16 protein-coding genes are annotated in these 22441 nt (G+C 71.8%); 6 read left to right on the top strand and 10 right to left on the bottom strand.

What is annotated here, in order from left to right; genetic code table 11:
* Positions 1 to 63 precede the first annotated feature (63 nt).
* Complete coding sequence (locus OJ997_RS13125; protein WP_270025559.1) at positions 64 to 345, top strand: hypothetical protein; 282 nt, start codon at positions 64 to 66, stop codon at positions 343 to 345.
* On the opposite strand, the gene OJ997_RS13130 is transcribed toward OJ997_RS13125, so the two are convergent.
* Positions 297 to 779, bottom strand: coding sequence for a DMP19 family protein (locus OJ997_RS13130; RefSeq protein WP_270025560.1), 483 nt, complete (start codon positions 777 to 779; stop codon positions 297 to 299). The genes OJ997_RS13125 and OJ997_RS13130 overlap by 49 nt on opposite strands.
* Positions 780 to 822: 43 nt before the next feature.
* On the opposite strand from OJ997_RS13130, the gene OJ997_RS13135 reads away from it, so the two are divergent.
* On the top strand, positions 823 to 1662 hold the full coding sequence (locus tag OJ997_RS13135; protein ID WP_270025561.1) for an aldo/keto reductase: 840 nt from the start codon (positions 823 to 825) through the stop codon (positions 1660 to 1662).
* Here the strand turns inward: OJ997_RS13135 and OJ997_RS13140 are convergent, their stop codons facing one another.
* Positions 1663 to 5349: a 3-keto-alpha-glucoside-1,2-lyase-like domain-containing protein gene (locus tag OJ997_RS13140; protein WP_270025562.1), complete on the bottom strand. Its 3687-nt coding sequence runs from the start codon at positions 5347 to 5349 to the stop codon at positions 1663 to 1665.
* Positions 5350 to 5476: 127 nt separating this feature from the next.
* Between OJ997_RS13140 and OJ997_RS13145 the strand changes: the two genes are divergently transcribed.
* A complete protein-coding gene (locus OJ997_RS13145; RefSeq protein WP_270025563.1) occupies positions 5477 to 6184 on the top strand; it encodes an META domain-containing protein in 708 nt (235 codons plus the stop codon).
* Here the strand turns inward: OJ997_RS13145 and OJ997_RS13150 are convergent.
* Positions 6166 to 6837 (bottom strand): TVP38/TMEM64 family protein, encoded by a 672-nt coding sequence (locus OJ997_RS13150; protein WP_270025564.1) that lies wholly within the window; start codon positions 6835 to 6837, stop codon positions 6166 to 6168. The genes OJ997_RS13145 and OJ997_RS13150 overlap by 19 nt on opposite strands.
* Positions 6838 to 6894: 57 nt before the next feature.
* On the opposite strand from OJ997_RS13150, the gene OJ997_RS13155 reads away from it, so the two are divergent.
* On the top strand, positions 6895 to 7959 hold the full coding sequence (locus tag OJ997_RS13155; RefSeq protein WP_270025565.1) for a hypothetical protein: 1065 nt from the start codon (positions 6895 to 6897) through the stop codon (positions 7957 to 7959).
* A complete protein-coding gene (locus OJ997_RS13160; RefSeq protein ID WP_372517892.1) occupies positions 7944 to 9023 on the top strand; it encodes an ATP-dependent DNA ligase in 1080 nt (359 codons plus the stop codon). Before OJ997_RS13155 ends, OJ997_RS13160 begins: the two co-directional genes overlap by 16 nt.
* Here the strand turns inward: OJ997_RS13160 and OJ997_RS13165 are convergent.
* From OJ997_RS13165 to OJ997_RS13175, 3 genes are read right to left on the bottom strand one after another with little or no spacing between them, the layout of a single operon-like run.
* Positions 9020 to 10780: a hypothetical protein gene (locus OJ997_RS13165; protein ID WP_270025567.1), complete on the bottom strand. Its 1761-nt coding sequence runs from the start codon at positions 10778 to 10780 to the stop codon at positions 9020 to 9022. The two genes, OJ997_RS13160 and OJ997_RS13165, sit on opposite strands and share 4 nt — an antisense overlap.
* 28 nt (positions 10781 to 10808) lie before the next feature.
* Positions 10809 to 12752, bottom strand: a complete 1944-nt coding sequence (locus OJ997_RS13170) for a putative bifunctional diguanylate cyclase/phosphodiesterase (RefSeq protein ID WP_270025568.1) — start codon at positions 12750 to 12752, stop codon at positions 10809 to 10811.
* A gap of 48 nt (positions 12753 to 12800) precedes the next feature.
* A complete protein-coding gene (locus OJ997_RS13175) occupies positions 12801 to 13397 on the bottom strand; it encodes a flavin reductase family protein (protein WP_270025569.1) in 597 nt (198 codons plus the stop codon).
* A gap of 29 nt (positions 13398 to 13426) precedes the next feature.
* Here OJ997_RS13175 and OJ997_RS13180 point away from each other — a divergent pair, with 29 nt between their 5' ends.
* Complete coding sequence (locus tag OJ997_RS13180; RefSeq protein WP_270025570.1) at positions 13427 to 13756, top strand: PilZ domain-containing protein; 330 nt, start codon at positions 13427 to 13429, stop codon at positions 13754 to 13756.
* Here the strand turns inward: OJ997_RS13180 and OJ997_RS13185 are convergent.
* From OJ997_RS13185 to OJ997_RS13200, 4 genes are read right to left on the bottom strand one after another with little or no spacing between them, the layout of a single operon-like run.
* A complete protein-coding gene (locus OJ997_RS13185) occupies positions 13731 to 14135 on the bottom strand; it encodes a nitroreductase family deazaflavin-dependent oxidoreductase (RefSeq protein WP_270025571.1) in 405 nt (134 codons plus the stop codon). The two genes, OJ997_RS13180 and OJ997_RS13185, sit on opposite strands and share 26 nt — an antisense overlap.
* 9 nt (positions 14136 to 14144) lie before the next feature.
* Positions 14145 to 18809 (bottom strand): NAD-glutamate dehydrogenase, encoded by a 4665-nt coding sequence (locus OJ997_RS13190; protein WP_270025572.1) that lies wholly within the window; start codon positions 18807 to 18809, stop codon positions 14145 to 14147.
* 10 nt (positions 18810 to 18819) lie between these two features.
* Positions 18820 to 19221, bottom strand: coding sequence for a response regulator transcription factor (locus OJ997_RS13195; protein WP_270025573.1), 402 nt, complete (start codon positions 19219 to 19221; stop codon positions 18820 to 18822).
* The gene (locus OJ997_RS13200) at positions 19218 to 22430 is read right to left on the bottom strand and encodes a response regulator (protein WP_270025574.1); all 3213 of its coding nucleotides are present in this window, start codon (positions 22428 to 22430) and stop codon (positions 19218 to 19220) included. Before OJ997_RS13200 ends, OJ997_RS13195 begins: the two co-directional genes overlap by 4 nt.
* Between the last annotated feature and the right edge of the window lie 11 nt (positions 22431 to 22441).

The following is a 22441-nucleotide window of genomic DNA, read 5'->3' on the forward strand; positions in this document are numbered from 1 at the left end:
CCGCTCCGGATCAGTGAGGCGTTAGATTGCGGCCATCCGGGGCACCCACTCGGTGTGTCCCGAATGTCGCAAGTGCTTCTCGCCCTGCTGCTCGCGGTCGGCGCGTTCGTCTTCTGGCACACGGGCGGCCGCGCCGGCACGCTGTGCGAGCGCGAGCGGTTCGTGCCCGGCGGCGACCTCTCGCTGTGGCCGCCCGGGGCGGCCTGCACCTACGGCGAGCCCTCGACGACCGACGTCTTCGTCAACCCGTGGTTCCTCGGCACGGTGCTCGTGCTCGGCGTGTTCCTCGCCGTCATTCAGCTCAGCGGCGCCGTGAAGAACTCCTCCGGGCGCGAGGCGACGTAGCGCTCCAGATCCTCGTCGATCGACGGGAGCGCGTAGAACGCGTCGTCGAGCTCGGTGATGGCCGCCTCGTCGTCCCCGGTCATCGCGAGCAGCCGCGCGTTGCGCGTCGGCTGCGGCATCGCGACGTCGCCGGCCAGGCCGACCGCGACGAAGCGCTCGAAGAGCTCCGCGTGCGCGTCGGCGCCGACGAGACGCGCGGCGGCGATCGCCTCCGCGGTGAAGTCGCCGGCCGAGTTGCCCATGCACGAGCAGAACCCGCCGTTGTCGACCTCGCCGCAGAACACGAACAGCACGGTCAGCGCGCGCATGCCCGGCGTCAGCTCGTCGAGCCGGTCGTCGAAGCAGCCGACGGCCGCCTCGTGCAGGCGCTGGAGGCGGTCGAAGCCCTCGAGCCCGGTGACGGACCCGGGCGAGACGCGATGGTCGAGAGCCACGACCACGCAAGTGCCCGGCCGGGCGGAGGCGTAAGCTCCGCGCATGATCGAGCGCGCCCCATTCGGCGCGACCGGACACGAGTCCAGCCGCGTGATCTTCGGTGCCGCGGCGCTTGGCGACGTCTCGAAGGCAGACGCCGACGCAGCGCTGCAGCTGCTCCTCGAGCACGGCATCAACCACATCGACGTCGCCGCGAGCTACGGCGACGCGGAGCTGCGGATCGCGACGTGGCTGAAGGAGCACGAGTTCTTCGTGGCGACGAAGACCGGCGAGCGGACATACGCGAAGGCCCGCGAGGAGATCCGGCGGTCGCTGGACCGGCTCGGCGTCGACCATGTGGACTCGATCCAGCTGCACAACCTGTGCGACGTGATCGAGTGGGACATCGCGCTCAGTCCGGGCGGGGCGCTGGAAGCCTGCCTGGAGGCGCGTGAGGAAGGGCTCGTCGAGCACATCGGCGTGACCGGGCACGGGCTCTCGATCCCGAAGATGCACCTGCGCAGCCTCGAGCGGTTCGACTTCGACTCGGTGCTGTGCCCGTACAACCACGTGCAGATGCAGGACGAGCGGTACGCGCGCACGTTCGAAGAGCTGGCGGCGCTGTGCGCGACCAAGAACGTCGCGCTGCAGACGATCAAGAGCCTCGCCCGCGCGCCGTGGGAGGGTCGCGAGCACACGGCGGCCACGTGGTACGAGCCGCTCACCGAGCAGTCGGCCATCGACACCGCCGTGCACTGGGTGCTCGGCAACCCGCAGGTGTTCCTGCTCACCACGGGTGACGTCGGCGTGCTGCCCAAGCTGCTCGACGCGGCCGAGCGCTACAGAGAGCGCCCGGCCGACGAGGAGCTGGCGGCGCTGGACCTCGCGCCGCTGTTCACCTAGCTACGGCGTCGTACTCGACAACGTGAAGGTGAGCGTCTTGCTGTAGCGGCCCGTGCGGAGCGGGTCGCGCTCGCCGATCGTCTGCTTGAACTCGACCGGGACCGGCTCGCCGCTGATCGGCGCCGCGAACGTGCGCAGCGTGACCAAGGCGTCCAGCGGCGCGAACGCGGCCGCGCCGCTGCGGACCTGCAGCGGCTGGGCGAGCGCGAAGCTGCCGTTGACGAGCTTGCCGGTGTCGGTCGCGCTCGGGTCGGAGACCGTGAGCGTGGCCGCGCCGGCGGTGCTGGTCACCGTCGCCGTGGTGGTGGAGGTGTAGTCGCGATCGACGTTCGGGACGAACGCGCCGAGCGAGGAGGTGCCGCTGAGCCGGACGGCGAGCGTCGGCGCGACGGTGCCCTCCAGCTCGTGCGTCTCGGTGTCCTCGACGTAGGCGATCGTGAACGTCTTCGAGCCGACGGGCGAGACGTTGCCGGCGGCGTCGGTCGCGCGGTACTCGACCGTGTGGTCGCCGGTGGCGGTCACGGTGAGCGGAGCGGAATAGGCCGTCCACGCGCCACCGTCCAGGCGGTACTCGACCGTCACGGCACCGGGCGACTCGTCCTGCGCCGACAGCGTCACCTGGACCGGACCGGTGCCGTCGAGCGTCGCGGAGACCGTCGGCGGCGTCGAGTCCACCGGGGTGACCGGGCCGCTCTTGAGGCGGATGTTGCGGTACCAGACGAGCTCGCCGGCACCGTGGTTCTGGATGCCGATGAAGCCCTGCGTGAGGTCACGGACCGGGTCGGTGCTGGTGAAGTCGTTGACCAGCACGCCGTTGAGGAACACCTTGATGTTCTGGCCCTGGACCTGGATCTCGTACCCGTTCCACTGGCCCAGCGGCTTGAGCGCCTCGACGACCTTGTCGCGGTTCGCGCCCTGGAACGTGTAGATCGAGCCGGTCAGGCGGTCCGGCACGTCGGACTCGTCGATCTGGATCTCGTAGCCCTGGTTGATCGCGATGTCGCGGTTGGTGCCCGGGTTCGGGAAGCCGACCCAGATGCCGCCGTTGTCGTCCTTGATCAGCTTCCAGTCGAGCTTGAGCGTGTAGCTGCCGAACTCCTGCGCCGTGAACCAGTTCATGCCCGAGCCGCCGGCGCTGCGCAGCGAGCAGTCCTCCTGGCGCCCGAACGAGCCGGGGCCGGCCATGCGCCACTTCGACAGCGACTCGAGCGTGCCGTCGTACAGGGCGACGTAGCCCGGCTCCTGCGTGATCGGCGCGCAGTGGTCGGCGCCGTTGCCGACCTGGAGCGCGTCGAAGTTCATGCGGCCCTCGTCGCCCGTGTCGTAGCGGACGGCGATCGTGTTGACGCCCTTGGTGAGCGTGAGGTCACGCGAGAGGAACGTCCAGTTCTTCCAGTCGGTCGTGCCCGGGAACGTCTGCTGGCCGAGCTTGGCGTTGTTGACGTAGATCGAGACGCGCTTGTTCACCGGCAGGCCCGCGGTCACGCCGCTGGCGTAGCGGAAGCGCACCGGGTAGACGCCGTCCTCGGGGACGGTGACCTGCCAACGGACGCCGCTGCCGACGGCCGCCAGGTTGTCGGCGAAGCCCGAGCCGGAGTAGCCCGAGTGCTCGGTGTCGTACTGCATGCCGCCGAGCAGCGCGGCCTCCTCGGCCTCGTAGAAGCCGCTCTCGGCCGGGGTCTTGTAGCCCGGGATCGTGTTGAGCGTGTACCAGGCCTCGGTGTTCCACAGCTCCTGGCCGTTGGCGGCCGAGAACGGGCGCGGGGAGCGGACGTGCACGACGTGATCGGGGCGCAGTCCGGCGATCTGGAGCGTGACCGACTTGCGGTCGGCGGACGCGGTCGCGCCCGTGACCAGGAGCTGCTCCTCGTCGAGCTTCGGGCCGCCGTAGGCCGACGTCGGCACGTAGCGCCACTGCTGCACGCGGTAGCCGTCGGCGAGGTCGGCGACCGTGTCGTCGGAGAGCGGCTGCGTGTAGGTGATCTTGAAGCCGCCCTCGACGACCTCCATCTTCTCCATGTCGAAGACGTTGGTGCCGTTCGGGGTGAGCTTCTGCAGGCCGTGGCGCAGCTTGCCCGGCTCCTGCCAGTTGCCGGTCGAGCCGATGCCGCCGACGTAGAGCGCGCCGTCCGGACCGGCGATGATGCGGTTCACGCCGGCCTCGAGGCCCGCGGAGTGGCGGAACACGGCGCCCTGGTACTCGCCGCCGACCTTCTCCAGGAACGCGCGCTGGAGGCCGCCGTAGGTGACGTCGCCGAAGAGCATCTGCCCCTTGAACGGGCCGTCGGAGAGCGTGATCGGCGTGCTCGGCGAGTTCGCGATCTCGTTCTGCGGCAGCCACAGGACCGGCTTGCTGACCGGCTTGTGGTCGAACGGACCGGCCGGCGTCGTGAAGTGGTTGAAGAACCGGTCCTTCTTGATGTGGACCAGCTTGGAGGCCGGGAGCCAGCCGCCCTGGTTGTCCATCACGAAGATGTCGTTCTCGGGGCCCCACGTCATGCCGTTCGGCGTGCGCAGGCCGCCCGCGATGTACTCGACCGCGTAGGTCTCACGGTCGATCCGCAGGTGCGTGCCGGCGTTGGGGCCGGGCTGCGGGCTCGTCGTCGCGCCGCCCTCGTTGATGGCCACGGAGCGGTTGACGTAGAAGTAGTCGTCGTCGTGGAGCAGGCCGAAGTTGAACTCGTGGAAGTTGCCGCCGTTGGGCAGCGTCACGAGCGTCCGGCGCTCCATCATGCCGTCGCCGTTCGTGTCGGCGGACAGCTCGGTGAGCGCGTGCTTCTCGGTCACGTAGAGCTTGTCGCCGATCGCCGCGATGCCCATCGGCACGTTCAGGTTGGTCGCGACCTTCTTGTACTCGACCTGGCTCGCGCTCGTGGTGCCGGTGACGTTGGAGACGACGAAGACCTCGCCCGGCTGGACCGACGGGTCGGCACCCGGCCGCGGCGTGCCCGACGTGAGCACGACCATCCGGCCGTCGGCCATGAAGTCCAGCGCCGCGACGCGCGGCTCGAAGCCGGCGGGGCGCAGGTTCGTGAGCGTGTAGTTCGGGTTGACCGTCTCCAGGCGCAGGCCGTCGCCGGCCGTGTCGGCGGCGCCCTCGCAGTACTTGTTGCCGGGCGCGACGACGCGCACGACGTCCGCGTCCGTGCTCAGCACCGACGTCGGGACGACCTCGAAGGTCGACTGTCCGGGGCGCTTCCACTCCAGCTTCAGGACCTGATCGTTGGCGCGGTCGAAGTAGTCGACGTCGAGCGTGTGCACACCGGCGGTGAGCGTGACCGCGCCGTCCTTCGGCGGGTCGGCGCCGTGCGTGAGGTCGTGGTCGATGACGACGCTGCCGTTGATCTTCAGGCGCGAGCCGTCATCGCTGCTGAGGCGGAAGGTGTGCTCGCCGGCGGTCGCGACGGTGAGGTTCGCGAAGACATGGGAGAGGAAGTTGTTGCTGGCGCCGAACTGGTCGGTCGTCGTCCAGTTGATCGTCGACATCACCTTGTCGACGTTCGGCGTCGTGCCCGCCTTGATCGTGCACAGCTCGTTCGGCGTGCTGCCGAGCTGGTACGTGCGCAGCGTGACGCCCGGCTGCTGCGGCGGCAGCTGCGCGCTCGCCGAGCCCGTCAGCGCGACGGTCGCTCCGGCGCACACGACCGCAACCGCGCCCACGCGGCCGCGCCAGTTCCCTCTACCCACTTCGTTCTCCTCCTTGAGTCAGCAGTGAATGCGACATGAGAAGTTACGGACACCCCGGTCCGCATGCAAGCGGGTCACCCCTATCGGGTGACGTGTGATCATCCGGCCGCCCCTTCGTATAGGGAGCATGCGCCGACTGCTCCTGGCCGTTCTGGTCCTTGCCGGCTGTGGCGGCGAGGCCGCGCAGGGTCCGCCCGCCCTAGAAGGGACGCCGTGGGTGGTGGCTTCCGGGGAGGCGAGCGCGTCGTTCACGGACGGCACGCTGTCCGGCAGCGACGGCTGCAACCGCTACACGACGAGCTACACGATCGACGGGGACACGCTCCGGCTCGGCGCGATCGTGACGACGAAGATGGCCTGCGAGCCGGCGCGCATGGAGCGCGCGGATGCGTTCCGCGCGGCGCTGGAGCGCGCTTCCCGCTGGCGCGTCGAGGACGAGGAGCTCACCCTGCTCGACGACGCTGGCGACGAGCAGCTGCGCCTGCGCGGCGCGAGCCCGCTGGGGTCGTGGACGCTGACGTCCTTCCTGCAGGGCGACGCGGTGACCGGGCCGGTCGACGGCGCCGAGCTCACCGCCAACTTCGTGGACGGCACGGTGTCGGGCTCGACGGGCTGCAACACGTACAAGGCGCCGTACACGCTGCGCGGCAAGGCGCTCACGATCGCGTCGCCGCAGGCCACGGAGATCGCGTGCTCGCGCCCCGAGCTGACCGAGCAGGAGGCGCTGTACCTGAAGGCGCTCCCGTTGACCGCGAGCTACACCGTGGCGGGCTCGACGCTGACGCTGCTGACGAAGGCCGGGACGATCGTCGCCACCTACGCGCGCGACAGTTGACCGGGCCGCGCCTTGAGCAGCCGGCGGCCGACGAGCACGCCGCCCGCGGCCGCGACGACGTACAGGCTCACGGCGACCAGGCCGCGCGCCGACCACGGGTCCGACAACGCGCCGCCCAGCGCGACGTAGGCGATCGTCTTCGGCAGCGCGCCGATCGCGACGGCGCCGAGCAGCGCCCGCACGCGCAGGCCCGCCAGCCCGGCGAGGTAGTTGACGATGCCTGACGGCACACCCGGAGCGAGCCGGGAGACGAGCACCGCGCTGAACCCGTGCTCGGCCACCCACTGCTGCCAGCGGCGGGCGCGCGGGCTGAGCAGCGACAGCAGCGCGTCCGACCCGACGCGACGGGCGACGAAGTACGACAGCGCGGCGGCGAGCAGCGCGGTTCCGAGCGCGACCGCCGTACCGCCGAGTGCGCCGAACAGCAGCCCCGCGGCCGCGGCCACCACGTGCCCCGGGAACAGCGCGACGCCGAGCGTGGCGGCGACGAGCACGAACAGGAGCGGGGCGGCCGGCCCGGCGCCCGCGACCCAGCGCTGCGCATCGCCCGGGCCGACGCCCGCGACCGTCACGGCGGCAAACGCGGCCGCGATCAGCACCGCCAGCAGGGCAAGGCGCGCGACCGCACGCCGGCGATCGGGCTCGCGGCTCACACCAGACCTATCGCAGGCGCGCCGCCGAGTTACGCCACCTATGGAACATTTACCTCGGTGATCCCGGATCCCACCACGAGCGAGTGGGCGCTGATCGTCGCGATCGTGCTCGCGCGGCTCCTCGTGCCGTTGCTGATCCCGCGCTGCGAGCTGGTGATCATCGTCGCGCTCGTCCTGGACGCGATCGACAACTCGCTGCTCGCGGCGTTCACCGACGTCGACCTCGGCCCGGACGGCCCGTACCAGAGCGTCGACAAGGCGCTCGACATCTACTACCTGGCGATCGCGTACGTGACGACGCTGCGCAACTGGACGAGCCACTCGGCCGTCCGGATCGCGCGCTTCCTCTTCTACTACCGGCTGGTCGGCGTGCTCGCGTTCGAGCTCCTGGACTCGCGCGCGATGTTGCTGCTGTTCCCGAACACGTTCGAGTTCTTCTTCATCGTCTACGCGACGCTGGCGCTGCGGTGGAGCCCGTCGACGTGGCCGCCGCGGTTCTGGTGGTGGGTGGCGATCGTGCTGTGGGTGTGCGTGAAGCTGCCGCAGGAGTACTGGATCCACATCGCCCAGCGCGACTTCACCGAGACCGTCACCGACTACCCGTGGGTCGGCGTCGTCTCGGCGCTCGGCATCGCGGCCCTCGCCGCGCTCTACTGGTTCGTCGCCCGCCCGCGGATGCCCGCGCCGGACCGGGCTTGGCACTTCCTCGCCGAGCGCCGCGACCACGAGCCGCGGCGCGGCGGTGGCGTGCGCTGGAGCGAGGTCGGCGAGAAGACCGCGCTGATCGGCCTGATCGCGATCATCTTCGCCGAGATCCTGCCGGACGTGGAGACGTCGGCGCTGGAGGTCGGGGTCGGCGTCGTCGCGATCATCCTCGCCAACGACGCGATCAGCACCTGGGCGCCGCGGCTGACGGTCGAGTTCGCCGGGCTCGTCGTCGTCAACCTCGGCCTGATCTTCGGCCTCAGCCGCTTCTTCACGGCCGCCGAGAACTTCCCGCTCGGCACCGCGCTGTTCTTCGCGCTGCTGATCTCGCTGCTGCTGTGGCTCTACGACCGCTACAAGCCGGTCTACGACGAGCGCTTCGGGCCTGCGAGCATGCGCGCATCGAGCTCCCCCTGACTCCGCCCGTCGCGCCGATGCTGGCGAAGCCCGCCGCCGCGATCCCGCCCGGCCAGTTCTACGAGCCCAAGTGGGACGGCTTCCGCTCGATCGTGTTCCGCGACGGCGACGAGGTGGAGATCGGCAGCCGCAAGGAACGGCCGATGACGCGCTACTTCCCCGAGGTCGTCGAGGCCGTGCGCGCGAGCTTCCCGCCGCGGGCGATCATCGACGGCGAGATCGTCATCGCCGGTGACGGCGGCCTCGACTTCTGGGCGCTGCAGCAGCGCATCCACCCGGCCGCGAGCCGTGTCGAGCGGCTGGCCGCCGAGACGCCCGCGAGCTTCGTCGCCTTCGACCTGCTGGCGCTCGACGACAAGGACCTCACCGACGAGCCGTTCGAGCGCCGCCGCGCGCTGCTCGAGCAGGCGCTGGCGGACGCGCGGCCGCCCGTCCACCTCACGCCGATCACCCGCGACGAGACGCTCGCCCAGGCCTGGTTCGAGCGCTTCGAGGGGGCCGGGCTCGACGGCCTGATCGCCAAGCGCGGTGACCTCACCTACCAGCCCGACAAGCGCGTGATGACCAAGATCAAGCACGTGCGCACCGCGGACTGCGTCGTCGCCGGCTACCGCGTCCACAAGGCGGACCCGCAGGCGATCGGCTCGCTCCTGCTCGGCCTCTACATCGACGAGGCCGCGCCGCCCTCGCCGTGGCAGAGCGAGACCGGCCGCCTCGCCTCGGTCGGCGTGATCGGCGCGTTCCCGATGGCCCGCCGGCGCGAGCTGTTCACCGAGCTGCAACCGCTCGTCGTCGACTTCGCCGACCACCCCTGGCACTGGGCGGGCGAGCTGACGAAGGCGCCCGAGGGCGGCAGCCGCTGGAACCCCAAGAAGGACCTGACGTTCGTGCCACTGCGCCCCGAGCGGGTCGTCGAAGTCCGCTACGACTACCTGGAGGGCGCGCGCTTCCGGCACCCGCCGCAGTTCGTGCGCTGGCGTCCGGACCGCGAGCCGGAGTCCTGCGGCTACGCACAGCTGGACCGGCCGGCGCCGTTCCAGCTCGCCGACGTGCTGCGCGCCTAGAAGGCGCGGCTCACGCTGTAGCCGCACTGGGCGCTCGCGGGCGGGAGGTTCAGCGCCACGCGATCCTCACCCGCCCGCAGGCCGGCGATGACGGCGTCCGGCACGAACGCGTACCAGGCGTCTTCACCGTCCAGGGCGATCCGGCGCGCCTTGACCTCGCGACCGTCCACGAGCACGACGGACGGCGTCTTCAGCCCGTCGGTGAAGCGCCCGTAGGCCAGCGCCAGCCGGGGCGTGCAGGAGACGACGACGGCGCCGCCGTACTGCCGCATCGGACCGTCGATCGGCACGCCCGGGTCGGGGTCCGTGCAGAACCGCGGCACCGGCGCCGGATCGGCGACCACCGCCTCCAGGCACGGCTGCTCGCCCGTCTGGCGCGCGACCTGCAGGCGCACGCCCGCCTGCTCGGCGAGCACCCGGCGGTTCACGCGCGGGGCGACGACACCGCGGTCGGCGATCCCGATCGCCCGGCCGGAGGCGTCGCGGACGACGACGCGAACGACCTTGCGCGAGGCCGCGACGGCCGCCGCGAAGAACCGCACCTTGCCGTGCCAGCGGCCGGTGTAGGCCGGAGCGTCGGTCGTCGGCACGGTCACGTCGCGGCCGCGGTCCAGCTCGAGCGTGACCCGCGCCGCGTCGACGCTCAGCACGCCGGCGACGGTCCCGCCCTGCCGCAGCAGGCGCGGCGGGTCGGAGTCGACCGGCGCGGGCGGGCACAGCTGCGCCGGCAGCTGCCCGAGCTCGGCGCACAGCGTCTCGCCCTGGTCGGCCACCAGCAACGGCACGCCGGCCGCCTCGGCCACGGCCACCGCGCCGGGCGCGGGTGCGACGGGCACGAGGCGTCCCATGAAGCGGTCGTCGCCGCGGTCCTCGCCGGCACACGGCTGCCCGCCGGGCGCCAGACCCACGCCGACGCGGCTGAGCTCGCGCCCCGCCGCGTCGACCGCCGTCGCCGCGCGGACCGCCTCGCCGGCCGGGACGTTCGCGCCCAGCGTGCGACGCCCACCGAACGGCGCGGGCAGCTCGCTCACGGGCAGCTGCACCGTCGCGCCGCTCCCCAGCTCGAGCCGCACGCCGGCGACCGCCGGGCTGAAGACGCCACCGACCAGCCCGGGCCCGTCGCAGGAGCCCATGATCACGAGCGCGTCTTCGCTGTCGTCGTCGCACATCCCGCTGCCGCCGGAGCTGCTGACCACGTCGACGCACGCAAGTGTGCGCACGCGGTCGGCCTGGTCGGGTGACGGCTGCAGCCGCAGCTCCGTGTAGGCCGTGACGCCGGCCATGCGATCCCCGAACACGGGCACGGAGTCCGTGTGCCACTCGATGTAGCCGATCGTGCCCGCGTCCATGCTCAGCAGCGTGCCGTCGGCGCCGTACAGGCGCACGAACAGCGCGGCGGGCCTGGGGATGAGCACGAAGCGCGCCGCGAAGCCGCGCGCGGAGAACGTCCGGTGCATCGTCCGCCGGCCCTTGGCGTCCTCGACCTCCGCGCGCCGGACGGTCGGCGCGACCGCGACCGCGTAGGTGTTCGACGGAATGTCCGGGAACACCGAGAGGGTGTGGTGCGGGGAGCGCGGGAGCGGCCCGCACTCCTGGCCTTGATAGCGGCGTTCGCGGCGCAGGGTCAGGCAGACCTGGCCGTCCTTGCGCTCGGCCTGGAGCGAGAACTCGCCGCTGCGGGCGACGGTGCGCGGCGCCGCCTGCGCGGTCCCGCACAGCGCACCGACCAGAATCACGACGAGGAGCACGCGAAGCATGCTCACCAGACTATGCGTCGCGAGTGCGTCAGGCGGCAGCGGCGCGGTCGCGCATCCAGCCCGCGAGCGCCGTGGCCGTCATCGGGCGGCCGAGGAAGAAGCCCTGGGCCTCGTCGCAGTGCAGCACCGCCAGCGCGTCCCAGGCCTCGACGGTCTCCACGCCCTCGGCCACGACCTTCATTCCGAGGCGGCGGCCGAGGTCGACCGTCGTGTGGACGATCGCGGCGTCGCGCTCGTCCTCGGCGAGCCGCAGGACGAACGAGCGGTCGATCTTGATCTCGTCCACGCCCAGGTGCTTGAGGTGCCCGAGCGAGACGTGGCCGGAGCCGAAGTCGTCCAGCGCCGTGGCCACGCCGATCGCGCGCAGCCCGCGCAGGACCTCCAGCGAGCGCTCCGGGTCGGCCATCACCGCGTCCTCGCTGACCTCCAGCCGCAGGCAGGAGGCCGGAAAGGCGTGCCGCTCCAGCGTGCGGGCGACGTCACTGGGCAGGCCGAGGTCCAGCAGGTCGGCGGGTGAGAGGTTGACCGCGACCGAGAGGTCGAAGCCCTCGCTCCGGCGCTGGCCGATCTCGACCAGCGCGCGGTCGAGCACGAACGCGGTCAGCGAGCGGCCGAGCCCGCTGTGGTCCGCGAGCGGCAGGAAGTCGCTCGGCATCAGCAGCCCGCGCCGGGGGTGCGCCCAGCGCACGAGCGCCTCGACGCCGTGCACCTCACCCGTCGCGATGTCCGCTTTCGGCTGGTAGTGGAGGATCAGCTCGTCGTTCGCCAGCGCGTCGCGCAGCTCGCCCAGCAGCTCGAGCCGCCGCCGGGAGTGCGTGTCGCGCTCGGGCAGGTAGACCTCGTGGCCGGTGCGGGTGCGCTTGGCCTCGTACATGGCAACGTCGGCGCGCTGGAGCAGCCCGAGCGCATCCTGAGAATGCTCGGGGAACAGCGCGATCCCGATCGACGCGTCGATGTGCACGCGGATGCCGCCGACCGAGAACGAGCGCTCCAGCGAGGACCGCAGCCGCAGCCCGGCGGCGGACGCCGACGCTTCGTCGCCCGGCGCGAGCACGACCGCGAACTCGTCCCCGCCGAGCCGCGCGAGCGTGTCCTCGGGATGCAGCGCCTCCTCGAGCCGTGGGCCGATCTGGCGCAGCACCTCGTCGCCGGCGTGATGGCCGAGCGTGTCGTTGAGCTCCTTGAAGCCGTCGAGGTCGATCAGCAGCAGCGCCACGTGCTGGCCCTCGACCGCGATCGCCTCGCGCAACGCGTCCAGGAGCTGGCGCCGGTTGCCGAGCCCCGTGAGGTCGTCCGTCACCGCCTGGTAGTGGCTGTGCTTGAGGCGGTCGACCACGGTCAGCCCGGCGCGCGCCATCCCCGCCAGCATCGTGATCGTGGCCAACGTGGCCGCGTCCGCCGGCAGCGACACGAACTGGCCGACGACGAGCAGGACCATCGCGGCGGCGGCGTACGCCAGCAGCGCCGCGAGCACGATCGGGTTGAACACGGGCGAGGGCGTCGCCGGCGGCTCCTTCAGCCACATCGCGACGGCGACCGGCAGGACCGCCAGCACGGGCAGCTCACCGAGCGCGATCAGGCCGATCAGCGCGAGCGCGAGCGCCGTCGACACGCGCCAGCGCGCCAGGCCGAGCGCCGCGGCGACCCCGCTCGCCCCGAGCGTCGCGCCGAGCTCGGCCCCCGTGGTCGCCGACAGCGCGCCGACCGCGCAGCCGCCCATCACGAAGTCGATCCAGCTGAGCCGCAGCGGCTTGCCCAGCCGCTGCAGGACCATCGTCACCGCGCCCGCGAAGCCGAAGCCGCAGGCCACGGCGTGCAGCCAGGAGTCCGCGCCGAACGCGTCCGCCGCCGCGCACGCGAGCGCCAACGCGAACAGGACCGCGACGAGCCACGAGCGACGACCGACAACGGCGGCGACGACGCACGCGAGGCTCCCGCAGACGAGCACCCCACCGGCCGCCTCGACGAACATCAGGGCAGATACAACCGCACTCCGCCTCCAAAGACCAACGAACCGCTTTCAGGAGTCGAAATCCGGACGCACCATCTGGAACAGCGACTCGACCACCGCGTAGTCGCCCCGGTAGCCACAGCGGGCGATCGGCTTGACCCGGGTGATGTCGAAGATCCCGTCGACGACGTAGCGCTCGTCCACGTGCACGCCGACGACCTCGCCGAAGGTGACGAGGTTCACGCCGACCTCGACGGTCTGCGTCACGCGGCACTCGAAGGCCACCGGCGCGGCGGCGACGCGCGGCGGTGCCACCAGCGTCGACGGCGCCATCGCCAACCCGGCGCGCTCGAACTCGCTCTCGCCGCGCGGGAGGGTGGCGGACGTCTCGTTCATGTGGGTGCGCAGGTCCCAGGTCGCCATGTTCCACACGAACTCGCCGGTGGCCGCGGCGAACGTCACCGAGTCCTTCGGCCCCGAGCTGGAGAACATCACCGTCGGCGGCTTGTCGGACACCGCGTTGAAGTAGGAGTAAGGCGCCAAGTTCACCGCGCCGTCCGGGTCCACGGTCGACACCCACCCGATGGGCCGTGGCGCCACAAACGCCTTGAACGGGTCGTGCGGCAGAAGTTCACGGTCGCGCTTATCGGGTTCGTAGAAGACCATGGCGAGACATACTGGAAGGTGTGGGAGCCATGAGCGGGGAACGGCGCCGCAGCTGGCGCACGGAGATCGCTCTCGAATGCACCCTGCACCGCAAGACGGGCAAGGTGGTCGAGGGCACGACACTGGATCTCGGCCCGGGCGGGATGCGCGTGAAAGCGAACCGGCCGATGAGCCTCGACGAGACGTTCGAGTTCGAGTTGCCCGACCGGGCGCGGATCAACGGCCGCGCCCGCGTGGTGGGCGAGCGCGGCTATCGGGTCTATGCGCTGCGCTTCGACAAGCTCGGCGACGAGGCGCGCGCGGAGCTGGCGCTGCTCGCCAAGGAGCTCGCGCCTACGCCTCCCGCTCCAACACGATGATCGGGATCTCCCGGTCCGTCTTGGTCTGGTACTCGTCGTAGGCCGGCCACTCGGCGACCATCGTCTTCCACATCTCGGCCTTCTCCTCCGGCGTCGCGACGCGCGCCTTGGCCTTGAAGCGGTCACCCCAGACCTGCACCTCGGCGGTGGGGTCGGCCTCGAGGTTGAGGAACCAGGCGGGCGGCTCGTCCGCGCCGCCCTTGGAGGCGACGATCAGGTAGTCGTCGCCGGACTTGCCGTAGATCAAGGGCAGCTCGCGCGGAGTGCCCGACTTGCGGCCGGTGGTGGTGAGCAGCAGGCACTGGGTGCCCTGCCAGTCGTGGCCTTCCTGGCCGTCCGTCTCCTTGTACTTCTCGACGTGTTCCTGTCCGAAGAGCATGGTTGGAAGTTACCCCCTCGGCTGGATTAGATTGCGCACCTCGCGCAACGCCACCGGCAGCGTCGTGAGGTCGAACGCGCCGCCCGCCCGGATCTCGCCGAGGATCTCCTGCGCGCGCTCCACCGCGGCGCGGTTGGCGTCGACCCACGCCTCGAGCGACTCGTAGCGCAGCACCTCGCGCGTGAGGTCGGCGTGGAGCGAGAAGAGGTCGTCGCGCAACGCGGCGCGCGCCATCGTCGACCAGCGCGTGTCGCGCGTGAGCAGCGCGATCTGGTCGCGCAGCCAGTGCAGGTGCAGCCGGCCGCCGAGCTCGAAGTGCAGCGCCGCGACCTCCTCCACGCCCCGCTCGACCCCGCCCGCGACCTCGACGACGTCCAGCGCGCTGAACAGCACGCTCTGGGACGCGACGCGCCCGGCCAGCGCCTCCGGCACGCCCGCGTCGGTGAGCCCGGCCACGCGGTCGCGCCACGCCGCCTGCTCGGTCTCCACGAGCACGCCCGGGAGCAGCTCGGACACCGCGCGCACGCCGTCGGCGAAGCGCGCCACCTCGGCGCCGATGTCCATCGGCCGCGGCCGCGTGCGCAGCAGCCAGCGCGTCGCCCGCTCGACCATCCGCCGCCCGCTGAGCAGCATCCACGTCTGCGTGTCGGCGGTCACCACGCCGTCCAGCGACTCCACGTCCGACCACAGCGAGCGCATGTCGAACACGTCACGCGCGATCACCGACGCGCGGGCGATGTCGGCGTGCGTGGCGCCCGTGTCCTCGCGCAGGCGGAACATGAACGTCGTGCCCGCGCGATCCACGATCTGGTTCGCGACCCGCGTGGCGATGATCTCGCGCCGCAGGCGATGGCGGGTCATCTCCTCGCCGAAGCGCTCGGGCAACGGCGGCGGGAAGTAGATCGCGAGCTCGCCGTTCAGCGCGGGGTCGTCCGGCAGGTCGGAGTCCAGCAGCGCGGCGTAGAGCGTGATCTTCGAGTAGGCGAGCACCACCGCCAGCTCGGGCTGGGTGAGGCCGGCGCCCGCCTGGCGGCGCTCGGCGATCACGTCGGCGTCCGGCAGCGCCTCGATCGCCCGGTCCAGCCGGCCCGCGCTCTCGAGGTCGCGCATGAAGCGGTCGTGCACGTCGAGCATCGCGGGCGCCTGGAAGCGGGCGAGCGAGAGCGCCTGCGTCTGCTGGTAGGAGCCCTTGAGCACGCGTTCGGCGACGGCGTCCGTCATCTCCGCCAGCAGGGCGTTGCGTTGCTTGACGGTCATGTCGCCCGCGGCGACGACGCTGTCGAGCAGGACCTTGATGTTGACCTCGTGGTCGGAGCAGTTCACGCCGCCCGCGTTGTCGATCGCGTCGGTGTTGATCCGCCCGCCGCGGGCCGCGAACTCGATCCGCCCGCGCTGCGTGCAGCCGAGGTTGCCGCCCTCGCCGACCACTCGCGCGCGCAGGTCGCGCCCGTTCACGCGCACGGGGTCGTTGGCCTTGTCGCCGACGTCGGCGTGGGTCTCCTCCGCCGCCTTGACGTAGGTGCCGATGCCGCCGTTCCAGAGCAGGTCGACCGGCGCGCGCAGGATCGCCTGCATCAGCTCGGCGGGCGTGAGGCGCTCGGCTTCGAGGTCGAGCGCCGCGCGCACCGGCTCGGTCAGCTCGATCGACTTCGCGGTGCGCGGGAAGATGCCGCCGCCCTCGGAGATCAGCGAGCGGTCGTAGTCGTCCCAGGACGAGCGCGGGAGCGCGAAGAGGCGCTGGCGCTCGGCCAGGCCGCGCTCCGCGTCCGGATCGGGGTCGAGGAAGATGTGGCGGTGGTCGAACGCGGCCACGAGCCGGATGTGCGGCGAGAGCAGCATCCCGTTGCCGAACACGTCGCCGCTCATGTCGCCGATGCCGGCGACGGTGAAGTCCTGCGCCTGCACGTCGACGCCGAGCTCGCGGAAGTGGCGCTGGACGCTCACCCACGCCGAACGCGCGGTGATGCCCATTGCCTTGTGGTCGTAGCCGACCGACCCGCCGGACGCGAACGCGTCGCCGAGCCAGAAGCCGTAGTCGTTGGCGACGCCGTTGGCGATGTCGCTGAACGTCGCCGTGCCCTTGTCGGCGGCGACGACGAGATACGGGTCGTCGCCGTCGGCGCGCACGACGTGCGAGGGCGGGACGACGCTGTCGCCGACGATGTTGTCGGTCACGTCGAGCAGGCCCGAGAGGAACGTCTTGTAGACCTCGACGACCTGGTCGCCCGGCCGCTTCATGACGAAGCCGCCCTTGGAGCCGACGGGCACGATCACGGCGTTCTTGACCATCTGCGCCTTCATCAGGCCGAGGATCTCCGTGCGGAAGTCCTCGCGCCGGTCCGACCAGCGCAGCCCGCCGCGCGCGACCGCGCCGCCGCGCAGGTGCACGCCCTCCACCCGCGGCGAGTGCACGAAGATCTCGAACTTCGGGCGCGGCAGCGGGGTGAGCGGGATCTGGTGCGGGTCCAGCTTGAAGGAGATGTACGGCTTCGGGCCCGGCAGGAAGTAGTTCGTGCGCAGCATCGCGGTGACGACGCTGAGGAAGCCACGCAGGATCCGGTCCTGGTCGAGCGAGTCGACGGCGTCGATCGCCTGCTCGATCCGCTCCGCGATCGCCGACGCGCCGCTCCGCGTGCCGTCGGGATCGAACCGCGCCCGGAACAGCTCGACGAGCGCGCCCGCCACCTCGGCGTGGCCGCGCAGGGTCGCCTCCATGTAGCGGTCGCTGAACGGGATCCCGGCCTGGCGCAGGTAGCGCGCGACCGCGCGCAGCATCATCACCTCGCGCCAGTCCAGCCCGGCGGCGAGGATGAGCCCGTTGAAGCCGTCCTGCTCGGCCTCGCCGCGCCAGACGCGCTCGAAGCCCTCGTGGAAGCGGTCGCGGATGGCGTCGACGTCGACCTCGTCCTTGGCCTGCAGACCGAAGTCGTACAGCCACGCCGGCGGGCCCTCGCGCGGGGTCACGCGGTACGGGCGCTCGTCGGTCACGGTCAGCCCGAGCGACTCGAACATCGGGAGCACGTCGGAGAGCGACACGCGTTCGCCGCGGCGGTAGACCTTGCAGCGCAGCACGCCGGCCTGGGCCTCGAGCGGACGGTAGAGCGACAGGTCGAGCCCGTCCTCGTCGGTGAGCCCTTCGATCCGCAGGATGTCGGCGACCGCCGAGCGCGCCAGCAGGTCGTCGCGGTACTGGGGCGGGAACGCCAGGCCGTACTGGCGGTAGAGCGTCATCCCGCGCTCCTCGCCGCACTCCTCCAGCAGCGCGTCGAGCAGGTCGTCGTCCCACGAGCGGACGGCCTCGACGATCCGGGCCTCCAGCGCCTCGACGTCGAACTCCGGGCGCACGTCGGCGGGCAGGTGCAGCGTGTAGTGGATGCGCACGAGCACCCACTCGGTGAGCCGGAGCCCCCAGTCGAGCGACTCGGCGCCGAGCGCCTCGCTCAGCAGCTGGCCGATCTTGATCCGGTTGTGCGTGTTGAAGCGGTCGCGCGGGATGAAGACGAGGCAGCTGACGAAGCGCTCGTAGCGGTCCGTGCGCATGAACAGCCGCACGCGCTGGCGCTCGCCCAGCTCGAGGATCCCGCTCGCCATCTCGTACAGGTCGTCGACGCCGATCTGGAACAGCTCGTCACGCGGGAACGTGTCGATGACGGAGATGAGCGCCTTGTCGTCGTGGCTGCCGGGCGTGAAGCCCGCGCGCTCGCGCACCGCCGCGGCCTTACGCCGCAGCACCGGGATGTTGGCCGGCACCTCGCGGTAGGCGCCGGTCGTGTAGAGACCGAGGAAGCGGCGCTCGCCGACGACGTTGCCGGCGTCGTCGAACTTCTTGACGCCGATGTAGTCCAGGTACGCGGGCCGGTGGATCGGGGAGCGTGTCGTCGCCTTGGCCAGGATCAGCGGGTCGGGCTCCCGCGCGAGCGCGCGCACGGCGAGCGGGAGTTTCGCGAAGCCCGTGGACTGCGCGCTGCCGCCCCGCAGCAGCCCGAGCCCGGTGCCCTCGACCGCCTGCAGGGAGTCCTCCTCGGTCAGCTGGTACTCGCGGTAGCCGAGGTAGGTGAAGTGGTGGTCGGCGATCCACGCGAGCAGCGCCCGCGCCTCCTCGCACTCGTCCTGGTCGAGCCCGGCCGGGAGCGGCTCGTCGATCAGCGCGTGCATGTGCTCGCGCATCCGCGGCCAGTCCTCGACGGCGGCCCGCACCTGCTCGAGCACGCGCTCGATCGCCTGCTCGAGCTCCTCGAAGCCGGACGCCTGGCGGTCGACCTCGATGTGCATGTAGGACTCGTCGCCGACCACGGGGTGGACCAGCACGTGGATGCCGAGCTCGCGCCGGCTGAGCTCCATGCTCACCGAGTCCACGAGGAACGGCATGTCGTCGGAGACGACGTCGATGGCCGTGTGCGGCGACTGCCAGCCGTGCTGCTCGAACGTCGGGTTGTACGCGCGTACGCGCACCTCTCCGGCGCTGCGACCGCCGGCGAACGCGCGGTGCGCGAGCGCGGCGCCGTAGAGGTCGACGGGCTCGCGGCCCTTCAGATCCGCCGCGGGTGCGCGGCGGTAGTACTGGCGGACGAAGGCCTCGGCGTCGGCGACGTCCTCCGGCGCCACCCGCTCGCGGACCCGTTCACAGACGGACTCGATCAGTGCGGACTCGACGTCCTGCGTTCCCGTGGACATTCCACGGACGCTACGCCTTTCCGTCGAGCTCGGCCACCCGCTGGCGCAGGACGCGCAGGCGGTCGGCCACGGCGAGCCGCATCGCCAGCTGGTTGCGGTCCAGCGGCTTGTTGAGGAAGTCGTCCGCGCCGGCCTCCATCGCGACCTTCACGTCGCTGTCGCCGCTGAGCGCGGTGAGCATGATCACGTAGCAGTCGGTGCCGTGCTCGGCGCGGACCTGGCGGCACAGGTCCGGCCCCGCGAGGCCCGGCATCATCCAGTCGGTGATCAGCACGTCGGGCGTCGCCTGCTGGAAGCGCGCCCACGCCGCCTCGCCGTCCTCCGCCGACTCGCACTCGTGGCCCATCCGGTTCAGGACGGCTTCCAACACCCGGCGCGATACCGGGTCGTCCTCGGCGACAAGGATCTTCACGGAGCGCTCTTACCCAGTGCCGCCCATGTCATTCGCACCGCATCACCCAGACGGGTGAGCGCCGCGTCCAGCGCCGCGCCGTCGCTCTCGCCCGCGAGGCGCTCGACCTCGGCCGCCGCGTTCGCGACCGCCACCGCCCCGATGTTCGCCGCGCTGCCCTTGAGCTGGTGCGCGGCGCCGCGCACCGTCCCGAAATCGCCGTCCGCGGTCGCCTCGCGGAGACCGTCCACGCGCGCGTCGATGTCGGACAGGAACAGGTCGACGATCTCCGCGACCACGTCCTCGCCGCCGACGTCCTTGGCGAGCGAGGCCAGGAACGCGCGGTCCATCACCGCCGGCGCGGGCCGCTCGAGCCACTGGCCGAGCACCTCGTCGAGCGCCTCGGGTCGCAACGGCTTGCTCAGGTAGTCGTCCATCCCGGCCTCGATGCAGCGCTCGCGCGCGCCCTCCATCGCGTGCGCGGTCATGGCGATGATCGGCGTGTGGCGTGCCTCGCCCTCGAGGTCGCGGATCTCCGCGGTGGCCGCGTAGCCGTCGAGCACCGGCATCTGGCAGTCCATCAGCACCGCCGCGAACGGCCCGCGCCGGATCGCCGCGACCGCCTCCTCGCCGTTGCCGACGACCTCGACGCGGTAGCCGCGCTTCTTGAGGATGTTGACCGCGACCGCCTGGTTGGTCGGGTTGTCCTCGGCGAGCAGGATCGGTGCGCCGGCCCGCGGCGTGGCCACCGCCGGCAGCGCGGGCGGCGTCTTCGTCTTGGGCGCGCCGCCCGCCATCGTGTTGGCGATCGTGTCGTACAGGCGCGAGTCGCGGACCGGCTTGGTCAGGGTCGCGCTGATGCCCGGCCCGCCGCGGTTGCGCCCCGCGGAGCTGAGCAGGATCACGCGCGGACCGTCCGGGCCGAGCTCACGCGCGACGTCCAGCCCGTCGAGCCCGGGCATGTGGTGGTCGAGCAGGACCAGGTCGTACGGCGCACCCGCCTCCTGCGCCTTGAGGATCTTGGCGAGCCCGGTCTCGCCGCCGTCCGCGCAGTCGGCCTCCATCCGCCACGAGCGCAGCCGGCGGTCCAGGATCTCGCGGTTGGTCTCGTTGTCGTCGACGATCAGCACGCGCAGGCCGGCGAGCTCACGCGGGAGGGCGACCGTCTCCTTCGTCGCGGCCGGCATCCGCACCGTGAACCAGAACGTGCTGCCCTGGCCGGGGACGCTCTCCGCGCCGATCCGCCCGCCCATCATGTCCACCAGCTGGCGCGAGATCGCCAGCCCGAGGCCGGTGCCGCCGTAGCGGCGCGTCGTCGAGCTGTCGGCCTGGCTGAAGGAGTCGAACAGCCCCTCCATGATCTCCGGGTCGATGCCGATGCCGGTGTCGCGGACCGCGATCCGCAGGCCCGGCGTCTCGGCCGTCACCGTCACCACGACCTCGCCCTCGTGCGTGAACTTGAGCGCGTTGCCGACCAGGTTCGTGAGGATCTGGCGCAGGCGCCCCTCGTCGCCCGTGACCGCCTGGGGCACGTCGTCGGAGATCTGCGCGGCGAGCTCCAGGCCGCGGTCGTGCGCGCGGTTCGCGAGCAGTTCGCAGACGTCGCCGACGGCCTCGCGCACGTCGAATACGATCGGGTCAAGGTCCAGCTTGCCCGCCTCGATCTTCGAGAAGTCGAGGATGTCGTCGATGATCGACAGCAGCGAGGCGCCGGAGCTCTTGACGGTCTCGGCGAAGGAGCGCTGCTCGTCGTCGAGCGGCGTGTCCAGCAGCAGGTCGGCCATGCCGAGCACGCCGTTCATCGGCGTGCGGATCTCATGGCTGACGTTGGCCACGAACTCGGACTTCAGGCGCGCGGCCTCGACGGCCTCGTCGCGGGCGAGGACGAGCTCGGCCTCGGCGCGGCGGCGCTGCATGAACTGGCCGAGGTAGCCCGCGATCGAGATCATCGTCGACTCGACCTCGGGGTCGCGCTCGTGCACCGCGTCGTCCAGGAACTCGAACACGCCGAGGCACACGCCCTCGCTCATGACGGGGACGGCGAGCGCGGCGCGCAGCTCGCGCACGGCCGACTGGGCGAAGCGCTCGTCCTTGGCGATGTCGGGGATCCAGTGCGGGGCGCGCGCCGCCCACACCGTGCCCGCGAGCCCCTGGCCGCGGGTGAACGCGAGCTCGTCGCCGCCGGCGGCCTGGATGGCCTCGACCGTCTCCGTGCGTGGCGACCAGTAGGCCTGCAGGTGCAGCATGCCGCTGCCGACCAGCCAGAGCGCGCCGACCTGCCACTCCAGCGCCTGGCACACCTGGGCGACGAGCTTGGGGGCGGCCTCCTCGACGTTGGTCGCCTCGGCCAGCACGCGCGTGGCGGCGTGCTCGGCCTCGGTGCGCCGGTGCGCGCGCACCTGGTCGGACACGTCGCGGAAGACGGAGGTGACGCCGACGATGCGCTCGCCGCGCCGCACGGCGGTGACGGTGTAGGCGACGATCGTCTCGATGCCCTCGGGGCTGCTGATCCGCTCGTGGTCGACCTGGCGCGTCTGCCCGTCGCGCAGGGTCGCGAGCACCTTGGAGTCCGGATAGTCGCCTGCGAGGTCCGTGCCCACGAGGTCGCGGCGCGTGATCGCGACGGCGGCCGGATTCGCGTACACGACCCTGCCGCCGGCGTCCGTGGTGACGATGCCGTCGCCGACGGAGCTCAGGACGCTCTCGTGCTGGCGTGCGAGGGTCGCGAGGGTCAGGCGCGAGCGGCGCAGCGCGAACCCGGCGCCGCCGAACAGCGCGATCAGCAGCGCGCCGATCAGCACCTCCAGGCGTAGCAGCCAGCGCTCGTCCGACCGCCGGCGCTCCTCGATCTGCACGATCGCCCGGTCGCGCTCACGCAGCAGGCCGGCGAAGACGGTGTCGTCGCGCGGGGTGGAGCGCAGCAGCAGGGTCTGCCGGCAGAGCGCATCGGCGGTCTCGACCAGGTCGCCGCGCGCGTTCTCCCGGAAGTCCTCGCAGCCCTGCATCGCCGCCGCCAGCGGCCCGTCGACGTCAGCGCGGATGTCCCCCGCTGCGCGCTTCTCGGCGCCGAGCCGGCCGAGCGCGGCCTCGTTGCGGACGGTGGCGACCTGGTCCCGCCACTCCGCCGTGCGCTCGAGCGTGTCGCGGGAGACGCGATGGTCGACGAGCAGAGCGACGATCGCGGCGAGCACCGCGAGGACAAGCAGCGCGCTGGCCCCGGGGGCGCGCACGAGCGACCGCC

Source organism: Solirubrobacter phytolaccae (assembly GCF_027587195.1).
In the GTDB taxonomy this organism is placed as follows: Bacteria; Actinomycetota; Thermoleophilia; order Solirubrobacterales; family Solirubrobacteraceae; genus Solirubrobacter; species Solirubrobacter phytolaccae.

Coding starts and splice junctions, on each gene's coding strand:
- OJ997_RS13125 (WP_270025559.1), top strand. CDS start 64: ATGTCGCAAGTGCTTCTCGCCCTGCTGCTCGCGGTCGGCGCGTTCGTC.
- OJ997_RS13135 (WP_270025561.1), top strand. CDS start 823: ATGATCGAGCGCGCCCCATTCGGCGCGACCGGACACGAGTCCAGCCGC.
- OJ997_RS13145 (WP_270025563.1), top strand. CDS start 5,477: ATGCGCCGACTGCTCCTGGCCGTTCTGGTCCTTGCCGGCTGTGGCGGC.
- OJ997_RS13165 (WP_270025567.1), bottom strand. CDS start 10,780: ATGCTTCGCGTGCTCCTCGTCGTGATTCTGGTCGGTGCGCTGTGCGGG.
- OJ997_RS13170 (WP_270025568.1), bottom strand. CDS start 12,752: ATGTTCGTCGAGGCGGCCGGTGGGGTGCTCGTCTGCGGGAGCCTCGCG.
- OJ997_RS13175 (WP_270025569.1), bottom strand. CDS start 13,397: ATGGTCTTCTACGAACCCGATAAGCGCGACCGTGAACTTCTGCCGCAC.
- OJ997_RS13180 (WP_270025570.1), top strand. CDS start 13,427: ATGAGCGGGGAACGGCGCCGCAGCTGGCGCACGGAGATCGCTCTCGAA.
- OJ997_RS13185 (WP_270025571.1), bottom strand. CDS start 14,135: ATGCTCTTCGGACAGGAACACGTCGAGAAGTACAAGGAGACGGACGGC.
- OJ997_RS13190 (WP_270025572.1), bottom strand. CDS start 18,809: ATGTCCACGGGAACGCAGGACGTCGAGTCCGCACTGATCGAGTCCGTC.